Consider the following 13316-nt stretch of genomic DNA (forward strand, 5'->3'; position numbering starts at 1 on the left):
AACTCCTGGTCTCTGGTTCGGGGGTCTCAGGCGAGCCGGTCGAGGGCGTCCAGGACCGCGGGGTCCAGGTCGAGGCCGTCGGCGGCGAGGTTCTGCGCGAGGTGGTCGGTGGACGACGTGCCCGGGATGGGCAGGACGGCGGGGGAGCGGTGCAGCAGCCACGCCAGCGCCAGCTGCGCCGGCGACGCCCCCGTCGAGGCGGCCAGCCGCGCCAGCGGGCCGTCCGGGTCGGCGAGCCGCCCGGTCGCCAGCGGGAACCACGGGATGAACCCGACCCCGCGCGCCGCGACGTGGCGCAGCAGCGGTTCGGCGGACCGCTCGGCGAGGTTGTACAGGTTCTGCACCGTGGCGATCGGGGTGAGGGCCGCGGCCGCCTCGAACTGCCCGACCGTCACCTCCGACAGCCCCAGGTGGCGGACCTCCCCCGCGTCGCGCAGTTCCGCCAGCGCCCCGATCTGGTCGGCCAGCGGGACGCGCGGGTCCACGCGGTGCAGCTGGAGCAGGTCGATCCGCTCCACCCCGAGGCGGCGCAGGCTGCCCTCGACGGCGGCCCGCAGGTGCTCGGGACGCCCGTCGGGGACCCACCGCCCCGGGCCCGGCCGGGTGAAACCCACCTTGGTGGCGACGACGATCCCGTCGTAGGGGTGCAGGGCCTCGCGCAGCAGGTCCTCGGCGACACCGGGCCCGTAGGAGTCGGCGGTGTCGAACAGGTCGACGCCGGAGTCGGCGGCGCGGCGCAGCACGGCCAGCGCCGCGGCGCGGTCGCGCGGCGGACCCCATACGCCCGGGCCGGGCAGCTGCATCGTGCCGTAGCCGAGGCGGCGGACGGTCAGGTCGCCGCCGATCGTGAACGTCGCGGCGGGACGGACGGGGGTCCCGGGGTCGATGGTGGTCACGGGTTCCTCCGGTGAGGTCGAGGGGTGGGGGCGGTGAGCGTGGCGGCGGCGGCGAGCAGGGCCAGGACGACGACGGCCACCGCGTACTCGCGGGTCGTGGGCAGCAACCCGCCGCCGTGGACGGTGAGGAAACCGGCCAGGACCGCGGGCAGCCCCAGGCCCAGGTACGCCGCCACGTACAGCGAGGACAGCGCGCCCGCCCGCTGGTGCGGCCGGGCGCGGGGGACGACGGTGCGGATCCCGCCCTGGAAACCCGCACCGAACCCGACGCCGGCGACGGCGGTGCCGGTGAAGAACAGGACCCGCGCCGCAGCCGGTGGCCCGGCCGACAACGCGACCACGGTGAGGGCCATGCCCGCGGTCAGGGCGGCGGCCGCGACGAGCACGCACGTCCGCGCCGTGGTCGTGCGCAGCAGCAGCACGCACACCGCCGCCACGGCGGTCTGGAGGAACAGCGTCGCCGACCCGGCGACCGGTGAACCCCAGCCGAACGCGGTCCGCACCACGGCCGGGGCCAGGGAACCGTAGAAGCCGGCCAGCGCCCACACCGCGAACACGATCGGGGCGCCCGCGGCGAACGCGCCGCGCAGTCCGGCCGGTACCGCGACCTGCGGGACCAGCGACCGCCGCGCGTCGCGGAACCGGCCGGGACGCAGCGGCACCGTCTCGGTGGTGCGGAGCACCGCGACGAGCTGGGCGGCGTAGACGGCCAGCAGGACCAGGTACACCAGGTGCGTCGGCCAGGGCAGGAACCCGACCACGACCGCTGCCAGCAGCGCGCCCGCGGCCGTCCCCACCGGCGGCGCGACCGAGTTCGCGACGGCCCCGCGGCGCGGGTCCACGTCCAGCGCCAGGCCACCCGCGGCGCCCACCGCGGCGCCGGTCGACAGGCCCTGGAGGACCCGTCCGGCCAGCAGCCCCGGAACTCCCTGCGCGGTGGCCAGGACGACCATCGCCACGACCTGCACCGCGAGCGCACCGGCCAGCACGGGCCGGCGGCCCAGGTGGTCGGACAGGCGCCCCAGCACCAGGAGGGAGGCGAGGACGGCGAGCGCGTAGACGCCGAACACGACCGTCGTGGTGGTCGCGGAGAAACCCCAGTGCTGCGCGTACGTCCCGTACAGCGGGGTGGGGGCGCTGGAGGACGCGAGGACGCTGACGGTGACCGAGGCCGCCGGCAGCGGCGAGGACCGGGCGGACACGGTCAGGCCGGGACCGGGCCGGTCTCGACGCGGACGTCGTCGAGGTCGATCGAGACGATCACCGGGTCGGTGACGGGGTTCCCGTCGGGGTCGCGGACGAAGACCCGGCGGCGGGTCGCCAGCACGAGGCCGCCGTGCTCCTCGAAACCGTCCGCGAGGTGGACGCTGGGGGAACCGCCGGCGATGTCGACGTCGTAGTCGCGGCGGCGCAGCAGGCCCTCGGCGTCGACGTGGACGGTCTGCACGGGGGAGTGGGTCGCGATCGACGCCGGGTAGGTCACCCGCAGCCGGGTGAACGTCTCCCCGCCCTCGGTCCAGGTTCCGTGCTCCTCGGTCCGCACGCCGGGCAGGGTCAGCGACCAGGGTTCGGTGAGGTACGTCCACATCGCGTACCCGGAGAAGTAGGCCAGCTGCGCCGGGGTCCACGGGGTCTCCAGGACGTGACCGGTGAAGGAGGCGCGCGGGTCCTCCAGCTCCTCGACGGTCTCGTCCTCGTCGTCGTCGGTCTCCAGGACGACGCGGTCGGGGGTGGTGGTGCTGCGCAGTCCCTGCGGGCCGAACGGCGCCTGCGTCGTCCACTCCTCCTGCACGCGGACGGTGGTGCGGGCGTCGTCGAGCAGGCCGCGCACGCCCTTCACGTCCCACAGCACCCCGCCGAAGCGGTGGTGCACGGACACGGTCCGCGCGCGGCGCCAGTTCTCGGCGCCGCCGTGGGCCGCGAGCAGCCGGTCCAGGGTGCTGGCCACGATCGTTCCTTCCGTCCGGGGTGGGGTTCACCCGGGACGTTAGGGACGGCGGGGGCCCGCAGGCATCGGTAGGACGACCAGTCCCGGCGGGTCCGCGGCCGGTGGGTTCAGCCGGCGAGGTGGGGCCCGAGGGCCCCGGCGAGCTGGGAGCGCCGCGTCACCTGGAGCTTGGCGAAGGCGTGCGACAGGTGCGACCCCACCGTCCGGTGCGACAGGTACACCTGGTCGGCGATCTCCTTGTTCGACAGCCCCTGCGCGGCCAGGCGCACCACCAGCAGTTCCTGCGGGGTCAGCGAGCGCACCGCCTCCTCCTGCCCCCCGGCGGGCACCACGACGGCCGCACCGGCGGCCCGCAGCTCCTGCCGGGCGCGGTCGGCCAGCGGCAGGACACCGTGCGCCTCGAAACCGCGCAACGCGGCGGACAGCTGCTCGCGCGCCTCGGTGATGCGGCGGCCCCGGCGCAGCCACTCCCCGTGGTGCAGCTGGGTGCGGGCCAGGTCGAAGCCGGCCCCGGCCCCCGCCCGGTGGCCGAGCTCCAGCGCGGCCTCGTAGTGCCCACCGGCGTCGTCGTCGCGGGCGGCGAGGGCCCGGGAACGTTCCACCAGCAGTGCCAGGTGCGCCGACCCGGCCGTCGCGGCGACGGTGGAGGCGGTGCGGGCCCACTCCTCGACCAGTTCGGGGTGGCCTGTGCGGGCTGCGGGTTCGGCCAGGTCGGCGCCGGCCCACAGCGCGACGGGCCCGTTGACCGTGGTCCGGGCCAGGTCGGCCAGCGCGTCGGCGTGCCGGCCGTCCAGGAGAGCGACGACGCCCGCCGCCCACGCCGTGCTCGCCGCGACCCGCGCGAAACCGGCCGCTCCCGGCTGGGCGCGGGCGTCGTCCAGGGCGCGCCGGGCGCGGTCCCGTTCCCCGCGCCAGGCCCGCGCCCGCGCGGTCACCGTCGCGGCCATCGCCGCCACGACCGGCAGGTCGAGGTCCAGGCCCAGCCGGTACGCCTGCTCGGCGTCGGTGAGGGCTCCAGTGAGGTCGCCCAGCCCGGCGCGCGGGGTGGACCGCCCGCACAGGGCGACGACCTCGTCGCTGGTGCGGGCGGTGGCGTGGTGCAGGTCCACGCCCGTCGTCCAGCACAGCTCCGCCGTGGCGAGGTCCCCGGCCTCCTCGGCGGAGAACGCCAGCGCGTTGAGCAGGAGGCCGTCGACGTCGGGCGCCTCGGCGCGGAAGCGGTCCACGACGTCGCGGTCCAGGCGGGTGCCGGGGACCACCAGCGCCAGCCCGACGTCGCGCAGCGCGCTGCCCGGCAGCGGCGGGGCGTCCCGCAGCGCGGCGTGGACGGCCGCCCGCACCGGCGGCGGTTCCTGCAGGACGTGGCAGCGCGTCGCCGCCCACACCAGCACCTCCAGCCGGTCCCGGGCGTCGGGTTCACCGGCGGCCAGGGCCACCAGCTCGGAGGTGCTGCGGCCGCGGTGGTCGGCGGTCATGCCGAGGACCCAGTCGGTGCGCGCCGCCCGGCGGACCGTCCCGCGCAGGGCCGGGGAGGTCACCGCCCGGGCCTCGGCGAGCAGGGCGCCGGCCTGCACCGACTCCCCGGCGCGGCGGGCGGCCTCCGCGGCGGCGGTGAGGTGGCGCGCGCGGGCGTCGCGGTCGGGGGTGAGCGCCGCGGCCCGCCGCCAGGCGGCGGCGGCCTCGGCCCCCGCCCCCTGCCGGGCCGCGGTCTGCGCGACCGCGGCCAGCTCGGCCGCCGCCCCGGGGTCCCAGCCGACCGCCGCGGAGGCCCGGTGCATCGCCCGGCGCGCCGGGTGGCGGGTCACCGCGGCCAGGGCGCCGTGGGCGGCCGTCCGCTCGACGGTGCCGGCCGCGTCGTACAGCGCCGACCCCACCAGCGGGTGCCGGAACTCGAAGCGGTCGCCGGTACCGCGCACCAGCCGGGCGCGTTCGGCGGGGTCGAGGTCGCGCGCGGACAGCCCGAGGCCGCCGAGCGCCTCGAACACCTCCTGCCGGGAGGCGTCCTCGCCGGCGGCCACGACGAGCAGCGCGCGCCGGGTGGGCTCGGGCAGTTCCTCGACCTCCTCCAGGAACGTCTCCTCCAGCCGCCGGCTCATCGGGATCCGCGCCCCTCCGCCCCGGTCGGTCCGGGCGTGCGCGGTCGCCAGCTCGGTCAGGGCCAGCGGGTTGCCCAGCGCCTCGCGCAGCACCACGCGGCGCCGCTGGACCGGCAGGCCGGGGGTGCGGGTGTCGACGAGGGTCGCGGCGTCGGCCGCACCCAGCGGTTCCAGCGCCAGGACCTCCGGGAAGGAGCGCCCCGCGTCGTGACCGGGACCGCCGCGGCTGGTGGCGAGCAGCAGGACCGGCAGGTCCCGCAGGCGCTGCGGCAGGAACGTCAGCACCTCCGCCGTCGAGCGGTCCAGCCAGTGCAGGTCCTCCACGAGGAGCAGCAGCGGGCCGTCCTGGGCGGCTTCCTCCAGCAGCCCGAGGGCGGCCAGCGACAGCAGCAACCGGTCCGGGGCCGTCCCCTCCGCGGCGCCGAACACCACGCGCAGGGCCTCGCGCTGGCGCGGGGGCAGGGCGTCGAGGCGGTCCAGCACCGGGTGCAGCAGCTCGTGCAGACCGGCGAACCCCGTCCCGGCGCCGCGCACGCCGCGGCAGCGCAGGACGCGGGTCCCGGCCGCGGCGGCCTCGGCCGTCAGCGCTTCGACGAGGGCTGTCTTGCCGATCCCGGCCTCGCCCTCGACGAGGACGCCGGACCCGTGGCCGCCGCGGGACCGGGCCAGCAGCTCCCGCAGCCGGGTGGTCTCCTCGTCGCGGCCGATCAGGCCGGTGTCGGGGTGGGCGGGCACCCCCGGATCGTAGGTCGGTGCGGGGGCGGGTCAGTCCGCGAGCAGGCGCCGCACGGCGTCGACGACGACCTCGCGGCGGTGCCGTGCGGTGGCGCCGGCGCGCAGGTCGTCGAACTCGGGGACGGCGGTGTGCCAGAGGGTGGAGACCTGCAGGACGAGGCCGAGCAGTTCCTCGGCGGACCAGCGGTCGGGCAGGCGCCCGTCGGCCTGGGCGGTGGCGATGGCGGCGACCTTGGCGCGGTTGGACTCCTGCACGGACCGCACGAGGGGGCCGGTGGGCCCGGTGCCGTCGCCGCCGGTCCGTTCGAGCCGGTGCCAGGCGGCGATGCGCTGCACCTCGGGGCGGGCGGTGTAGGAGTCGTGCAGGCGGCCGGCGTAGCCGGGCAGGTCGTCGACGTCGATCGGGACGTCGGTGGTGGTGCGGGCGACGATGGCGTCGAAGACGGCGGTGAACAGGCCGTCCTTGCTGCCGAAGTAGTGGTAGATCTGCGCCTTGTTCGACCCGGCCGCCGCGGCGATCCGGTCGACCCGGGCCCCGGCCAGGCCGCGGGCGGAGAACTCCGCCGTGGCCGCCTCGAGCAGTCGTCTCCTCGTTGCCTCCGCGTCCCCCGCCACGGGCCGAGCATAGCGACTAACCGTTTGGTTGACGTCGTGCTCGGCTCGGCGTACGGTCCCTGTAGTCAACCAAACGGTTAGTCAGAAGGAGTGGAACCGTGACCCAGGTCTTCCTCGTCACCGGCGCCTCCCGCGGCCTCGGCCGCGAGATCGTCACCGCCGCCGCCACCGCCGGGCACCGCGTCCTCGCCACCGCCCGCCGCCCCGAGACCCTCGACGACCTCGTCGCCGCCCACCCCGACGGGCGGGTCCGAGCCCTCGCCCTCGACGTCACCGACGCCGCCGCCGCCGACCGCGCCGTCGCCACCGCCGTCGAGACGTTCGGCCGCCTCGACGTCCTCGTCAACAACGCCGGCTACGCCGACCTCGGCACCGTCGAGGACACCCCCGCCGACGCCTTCCGCGCCCAGGTCGAGACCAACTTCTTCGGCGTCGTCACCCTCACCCGCGCCGCGCTGCCCGTCATGCGCCGCCAGGGCGGTGGGCACGTCGTCCAGGTCTCCTCCGGCGGCGGGCGCCTGGCCACCCCCGGCCTGTCCGCCTACCAGTCCGCCAAGTGGGCCGTCGGCGGGTTCTCCGAGGTCCTCGCCGCCGAGACCACCGACCTCGGGATCAAGGTCACCGTGCTGGAACCCGGTGGGATGCAGACCGACTGGGCCGGTTCCTCCATGGGCGACCACCCCGCCGGGGAGGCCTACGAACCCCTCATGGCCAGGATGCGCCGCCTCAACGAGACCCTCGCCGCCGGCGGCTCGGCCAGCGACCCGGCCAAGGTCGCCCAGCTCGTCCTGCGGGTCGCAGCCATGGACGAACCGCCGCTGCGCCTGCTCGTGGGCGCCGACGCCGTCGAGCTCGTCGCCGCTGGCGCGCGCCGCCGGGCCGCCGAGGACGAGCGGTGGCGGGACCTGTCGCTGTCGGTGGCCCGCGAGGACGCCACCGAGCTCGACCTGTCCGTCCTGGGGCACTGAGCCCCACCCCTCACGGCGCCGACCGCGCCAGCGAGGCCAGCCGCGCCAGGCCGTCGGCCGACGGCGTCCCCGGTTCGGCGTGGTGCACCACGACCGTGAGGGAGGCGGCGCCGACCACGGCGAACTTCTCCCGGTGCAGCACCAGGTCCCCCACGACGGGGTGGCGCACGACCCCCGTGGGGGACCCACCGGCCTTGACGTCGTGCCGGGCCCACAGCCGGCGGAACTCCTCGCTCTTCACCGACAGCTCCCCGACGAGCGCCTGGAACCGCGGGTCGTCCTCGTCGGCACCGACATCGGCGCGCAGCTGCGCCACGACGCCGGCGGCGTCCTGCTCCCAGTCGGGGTGGTAGCTGCGTGCCTCCGGGTCGGTGAACAGGGACACGAGCCGGTTCGAGCCGACCAGCAGCGTCGGTTCCAGCGCCGTCGCGAGCCGGTTGGCGGCCAGCACGTCCCGGTAGCGGTCCAGGACGAACGCGGGCACACCGACCTGGTCCAGCAGCGTGCGCACGCCGTCGGGCACGCGCTCGGGACGCCGCGGCGGGGAACCGGCGCGCCGGCGCGGCCGGGCGCGGGACAGCTCCAGGGCGTGCGCGGCGGCCGCGGCGTCCAGCTGCAGCGCCCGGGCGAGGGCCTCGACGACCTGCTCGGAAGGGTGCTGGTCGCGGCCCTGCTCCAGCCGCAGGTAGTACTCGTTGCTGATCCCCGCCAGCAGGGCCACCTCCTCCCGCCGCAACCCGCGGACCCGGCGCCGGCTGCCGGCGGGCAACCCCACGTCCTCGGGCCTGACGAGTTCGCGGCGGGCCCGCAGGAAGTCGGCCAGCGGAGTGCGGGGTTCCACGGTCCGACGCTACCCCGGCGGGACCGGCGGCCGCGGCGCTCACCCTGTCCCCGCCGCTACCAGTGTCCGCAGGGGCTTCACCGGCTGCGCAGTGACCCGGAAAGTGTTGTGCGGCGCCGGTTACCGAGGCCGGCGGACACGAGAGGTTGGACGACGATGGCTCGACGCACCTGGTTCATCACCGGCTCCAGCAGGGGTTTCGGCCGGCTGATGACCGAGCAGCTCCTGGAACGCGGGGACCGCGTGGCCGCGACCGCCCGCGACACCGCCGCCCTGGCCGACCTGGTCGAACGCCACGGAGAACGGATCTGGACCGCCCGGCTCGACGTCACCGACCCGGTCCGGATCCGCGAGGTCGTCGCGCAGGCGTTCGCCGACCTCGGGACGATCGACGTGATCGTGAACAACGCCGGGTACGGCCTGTTCGGCGCGGTCGAGGAACTGACCGACGAACTCATCGAGCACCAGCTCGCGACGAACCTCCTCGGCCCGATCCACGTCCTGCGGGCCGCCGTCCCGCACCTGCGGGCCCAGGGCGGCGGCCGCGTGATCCAGCTGTCCACCTACGGCGGGCAGGCGACCAACCCGGGCGCGTCGGTTTACCACGCCGGCAAGTGGGGGGTCGAGGGTTTCATGGAGGCCAACGCCAAGGACCTCGCCCCGTTCGGGATCGGCGTCACGATCGTCGAACCCGGCAGCGCCGCGACCGGTTTCCGCGTCGGCGGCTCCCGCCTGCCCGAACCCCTGGCCGCCTACGACGGGACGCCGGCGGCGATGAGCCGCCGCATCCAGGACCCCGCGCTGCCGTCGGTGAGCGACCCGGCGAAGGTCGCCGCCGCCATCATCGCCAGCGTCGACCGGACCCCCGCCCCGCTGCGCCTGATCACCGGCAGCGACTCCTTCGCCGCCGTCCGCGCCGCGCTGCGCGAGCGGCTCGCCGACGTCGAAGCGCAGGAGGCCGGTGCGGCCCGGACCGACCTGGCCGCGGGCGCCTGACCCCACGCGCCGGGGACGACCACGTCGTTCGACCGATGACGGGGCCCGGCGGCGCGGACACGATCGGCGCACCACCCCGACCCGGAGGTCCACCCGTGACCCGCACGACCCGCGAACTCGCCGCCCCCCGGCTCGTCGGCCGCGACGAGGAGCTGGCCCGGCTGCGGCAGCTGCTGGCCGCTGCCCGCACCGGTGGCCGGGCCGTCCTCGTCGAGGGCGAGCCCGGCATCGGCAAGAGCACCCTCGCTGCGGCCCTCGAGCGCGCCGCCCGGCGCGACGGCGTGCGGGTGCTGCGCTGCACCGGCGTCGAGACCGGCACCCCCACCGGGTTCGCGGCCCTGCACGAACTGCTGCACCCCCTCCTCGGTGACGTCGCCGCGCTGCCGCCGCGGCAGCGGTCCGCGCTGCTGACCGCCTTCGGCCGCGAGGACGGCCCCGCCCCCGACCGGCTGCTCATCGGGCTGGCCGCCCTCGGGCTGGTCGAGGAGGCCGCCGCCGGCGCCCCGCTGCTGGTGGTCGTGGAGGACCTGCACCGGCTCGACGCCGCCAGCGCCGACGTCGTCGCGTTCCTCACCCGGCGCCTGTCCACCTGCCCGGCCCTGCTGCTGGCCACCGCGCGGCCGTGCTCCGACGGCCCGCGCGCCGCGGCCTGGGAGGTGCTCCCGCTGGGGCCGCTGGCCCCCGGCGACGCCGAGACCCTGCTGGCCGGGACCGCCGGGGCGCTGCGCCCGGCGCTGCGCGCCCGCGTCCTGCGCGAGGCCGGCGGGAACCCGCTGGCCGTGCGCGAGCTCGCCGCCGCCGTCCTCGCCGCGGGCGACGGGCCGCTGCCCGCACCCACCCAGACCCTGCCCACCACCCAGCGCCTCGAACGGGCGTTCCTCGCCGGGGCCGGGCGGCTGCCCGCCCGCAGCCGCCGGCTGCTGCTGCTCGCCGCCGCCGACGGCGACGACCTGCCCCTGACCCGGCTGACCGCCGCCGCCGGCGACCCCGACCGCATCGTCCCCGACCTGCACCCCGCCGAGCGGGCCGGTCTGGTCAGCGTCGTCGACGGCCGCGTCCGCTTCCGCCACCCCCTCGTCCGCTCCGCCGTCTACGGCGGCGCGAGCCTGCCCGAACGGGCCGCGGCGCACCGGGCGCTGGCCGCCGTCCCCGGCGACACCGGCCGCGCCGTGTGGCACCGCGCCGCCGGCACCCACACCGCCGACGAGGAGATCGCCGCCGCCCTGGAGGCCACCGCCCACCGCGCCGTCCTGCGCGGCGCCCCCGAGGAGGCGTTCGCCGCCCTCGAACGCGCCGCCGCGCTGTCCCCGCACGTCCCCGAACGCGCCCGCCGCCTCGCCGCGGCCGCCGAGGTCGCCCGCCGCGCCGGGCTCGCCGCCGACGCCGCCCGCGCCCTCGACGCCGCGCTGCCGCTGGCCGAGGACCCCGCCGTCGTCACCCGCCTCGCCCTCACCGAGAGCGTCCTGGGCGCCGTGCAGGGCCGCCCCGCCCGCGGTCCCCTCGACCTCGCCGACCTCGCCGACCGCCTCGGCGGGCCCGGCGGGGACCGCGCCGTGCCCGAACGCCTCCAGCTGCTGACCCGCGCCGCCGTGCAGGCCGACGGCGACGGCCTGCCCGCCGAAGCCCGCGCCCGCGTCGAGGCCGCCGTCCACGCCGTCGACGTCCCCCCCGGCCACCCCCTCCAGGACGTCGCCCTCGCCGCGCTCGACCCCGCCCGCCACGGCGACCGCGTGCGCGGCCGGTTCCGCGCCCTGGCCCGCCACGCCCTGACCCAGCCCGCCGACACCGTCGCCCGGTTCGCCCACGTCGCCGGGTCCGTCCACGACCTCGACGGCGCCGAGACCACCTGGGACGTCGCCGTCCGCTCCTCCCACGACGCCGGCGCCCCCGGCGACGAGGCCCACGCCCTCGTCGGCCGCGGCGGGCTGCGCCTCGTCCTGGGCCGCCTCGACGAGGCCGTCGGCGACCTCCTGCTCGGCGTCCGCACCAGCGTCGCCGCGGGGCAGCCGCTGCAGGCCGCGCACGGCGAGGCGCTCCTGGCCCGCGCCCACGCCTGGCGGGGGGAGCACGCCCCGGCGCTCGCGGCGCTGGAGCGGTCCGCGCAGCTGTCCGGCGGGGCGAACCTCGCCGTCACCCTCGCGCTGCGGGCGTGGGCGCGCGGGCTCGTGGCGCTGGACCGGCAGCGTCCCGACGAGGCCTGGCACGCGCTGCGGGACGTGCAGGGGCACCCCGCGACCGCCGAGCTCGCGGTCGCCGACGTCGTGGAGGCCGCCGTGCGCGCCGGGGAACCCGACGCCGTCACCGGTCTCCTGGAGCGCGTCGCCGGCAACGCCGAGGCCGCCGGCGCCCCGCACCTGCTGTCGCTGGTCCACCGGGCCCGCGCCCTGCTGCACGCCGACGCCGGGCGCCCCGGGGAGGCCGAGCGGGAGTTCACGTCCGCCGTCGAGCGCGGCGCCGCCGGGCGCAGCCCGCTGGAACTGGCCCGCACGCGGCTGCTGCACGGGGAGTGGCTGCGCCGGCAGCGGCGCATCATCGACGCGCGCGAGCAGCTGTCCCCGGCGCTGGCCGCGTTCACCGCCGCCGGGGCCCGCGGCCTCGCCCGGCGCGCCGCCGCGGAACTGCGCGCGGCGGGCGTCGCCCCCGCCGCCCCCGGCCGCGCGGACGCCGCGGACCTGCTGACACCGCAGGAGTTCCAGATCGCGCAGCTCGCCGCGAGCGGCCTGACGAACAAGGAGATCGCCGACCGGGTCTACCTGTCCCACCGCACGGTCGCCGCGCACCTGTACAAGGTGTTCCCGAAACTCGGCATCACCCACCGCGCGCAACTGCGCGACGCGCTCGCCGGGGAACCCGGACCCGCTGCCCCGCAACCCCTCCCGGTGAACCACGGGGTTCCCGCGGTCGTCATGACCACCGCCCCGGCCGCCCCGCCGGCGCCGCTGCTGACCCGCCTGGCCGAAGCCGTCGCCACCGCCGGCAGCGCCGACGAGATCGCCGCCGCCGTCGCGCGGCTGCTCGTCGACGACCTCCACACCACCCTCGTGAGCGTCGTCCTGCGCGGGGCGCGGCCCCGCGTCCTGCGGCACTGGTCGGTGCTCGGGGGAGCGGCCGGCGTCAGCCCCACCGGCTGGCGCACCGCCACCCTCGCCCACGACTCCCCGTCGCTGGACCCCGCCCGGCGCGGGCGGGGGGACTTCCATCCCGACCTGCGCGCGTTCAGCACGGGGTGCGCCCTCGTCCGGGGCGTCGTCGCCGCCGCCGGGTTGCAGGCCCTGGCCGACGTCCCCCTCGTCGTCGGCGACCGCGTCACCGGTTTCCTCGTCGTCGGCTGGGACGGCGAGCGCGACCTGTCGCCGGACCTGCGCCGCACCCTGGAGGAGTTCGCCGCGACCTGCGCCCTCGCCCTCGACCGCTGCCTGGCCGCCGCCCGGGGCCGTTCCCTCGTGCGGTCCCTGCGCGCCGCCGTCCCCACCGACCCGCCCACCGCGCCGTGGGTGCGGCTGGCCGCGCGGCGGCAGGTGGCGGGCCCCGCCCACGGTGCCGGCGGTGTCCGCGAGGACGTCGGCGGCGACTGGTACGACGCGTTCACCGCCGACGACGGCGCCACCGTCCTCGTCGTCGGCGACGTCACCGGGCACGGGCCCGAGGTGGCCGCCGCGGCGGTCCAGATGCGCGGCGTCCTCAGCAGCCACGCCCTGGAGGCCACCTCCCCGGCCGAGGCGCTGCGCCGCCTGGACCGCGCCGTGGAACGGCTCGGGCTGCCCGCCGGGGCGACCGCCGTCCTGCTGCGGGTCACCCCCGCCGACGGGGGTTTCCGCGTCACCTGGTCCAACGCCGGTCACCCCGTCCCGCTGGTGCTGCGGCCCGACGGCACCGTCCGCGATCTGCGCAGCGTCCCCGAACTCCCCGTCGGGGTCGACGCGGCCACCGACCGCCGCGACCACGTCGCCGACCTCCCCGACGGCTCGACGCTCCTGCTGTTCACCGACGGGCTCGTGGAGGACCGCACCACCGACCTCGCCGCCGCCGCGGACCGGTTGCGCGCCGAGGTCGAGGACACCCGCGTCACGAGCCCGGACGACCTCGTCGACCGCGTCCTGGCCCGCGTCGCCGGGACCGCCGACGAGGACGACGTGACCGTCGTGGCGGCCCTGCTGTCCGCGGCCCCCGTCCTCCCCCGGCAGGTGGCGCCGCTGGCGGCGGCCGTCGGGTGAGACCCGC

Annotated in this window: 9 protein-coding genes; 3 read left to right on the forward strand and 6 right to left on the reverse strand. The window is 77.8% G+C overall.

What is annotated here, in order from left to right:
• Window positions 1-26 precede the first annotated feature (26 nt).
• The 5 genes from ACRYM6_RS09525 to ACRYM6_RS09545 all read right to left on the reverse strand — a co-directional run bounded on the left by ACRYM6_RS09525 (window position 27) and on the right by ACRYM6_RS09545 (window position 6290).
• Window positions 27-896 (reverse strand): aldo/keto reductase, encoded by an 870-nt coding sequence (locus ACRYM6_RS09525; protein ID WP_432542626.1) that lies wholly within the window; start codon window positions 894-896, stop codon window positions 27-29.
• Window positions 893-2098, reverse strand: coding sequence for an MFS transporter (locus ACRYM6_RS09530; RefSeq protein WP_432542627.1), 1206 nt, complete (start codon window positions 2096-2098; stop codon window positions 893-895). Before ACRYM6_RS09530 ends, ACRYM6_RS09525 begins: the two co-directional genes overlap by 4 nt.
• A 2-nt stretch (window positions 2099-2100) precedes the next feature.
• Window positions 2101-2844: a hypothetical protein gene (locus tag ACRYM6_RS09535; protein WP_432542628.1), complete on the reverse strand. Its 744-nt coding sequence runs from the start codon at window positions 2842-2844 to the stop codon at window positions 2101-2103.
• A 107-nt stretch (window positions 2845-2951) separates the two neighbouring features.
• On the reverse strand, window positions 2952-5675 hold the full coding sequence (locus ACRYM6_RS09540) for an AAA family ATPase (RefSeq protein WP_432542629.1): 2724 nt from the start codon (window positions 5673-5675) through the stop codon (window positions 2952-2954).
• 30 nt (window positions 5676-5705) lie between these two features.
• A complete protein-coding gene (locus ACRYM6_RS09545; RefSeq protein WP_432542630.1) occupies window positions 5706-6290 on the reverse strand; it encodes a TetR family transcriptional regulator in 585 nt (194 codons plus the stop codon).
• 98 nt (window positions 6291-6388) lie between these two features.
• On the opposite strand from ACRYM6_RS09545, the gene ACRYM6_RS09550 reads away from it, so the two are divergent.
• A complete protein-coding gene (locus ACRYM6_RS09550) occupies window positions 6389-7258 on the forward strand; it encodes an SDR family NAD(P)-dependent oxidoreductase (RefSeq protein WP_432542632.1) in 870 nt (289 codons plus the stop codon).
• Between the two features lie 10 nt (window positions 7259-7268).
• Here the strand turns inward: ACRYM6_RS09550 and ACRYM6_RS09555 are convergent, their stop codons facing one another.
• Window positions 7269-8099: an MmyB family transcriptional regulator gene (locus tag ACRYM6_RS09555; RefSeq protein WP_432542634.1), complete on the reverse strand. Its 831-nt coding sequence runs from the start codon at window positions 8097-8099 to the stop codon at window positions 7269-7271.
• Window positions 8100-8255: 156 nt separating this feature from the next.
• Here ACRYM6_RS09555 and ACRYM6_RS09560 point away from each other — a divergent pair, with 156 nt between their 5' ends.
• The gene (locus tag ACRYM6_RS09560; protein WP_432542635.1) at window positions 8256-9095 is read left to right on the forward strand and encodes an SDR family oxidoreductase; all 840 of its coding nucleotides are present in this window, start codon (window positions 8256-8258) and stop codon (window positions 9093-9095) included.
• Between the two features lie 95 nt (window positions 9096-9190).
• Complete coding sequence (locus ACRYM6_RS09565) at window positions 9191-13309, forward strand: SpoIIE family protein phosphatase (protein ID WP_432542636.1); 4119 nt, start codon at window positions 9191-9193, stop codon at window positions 13307-13309.
• Window positions 13310-13316: the final 7 nt, after the last annotated feature.

Origin of the sequence: Kineococcus rugosus, assembly GCF_050871975.1 — a bacterium.
Taxonomy (GTDB): Bacteria; Actinomycetota; Actinomycetes; order Actinomycetales; family Kineococcaceae; genus Kineococcus.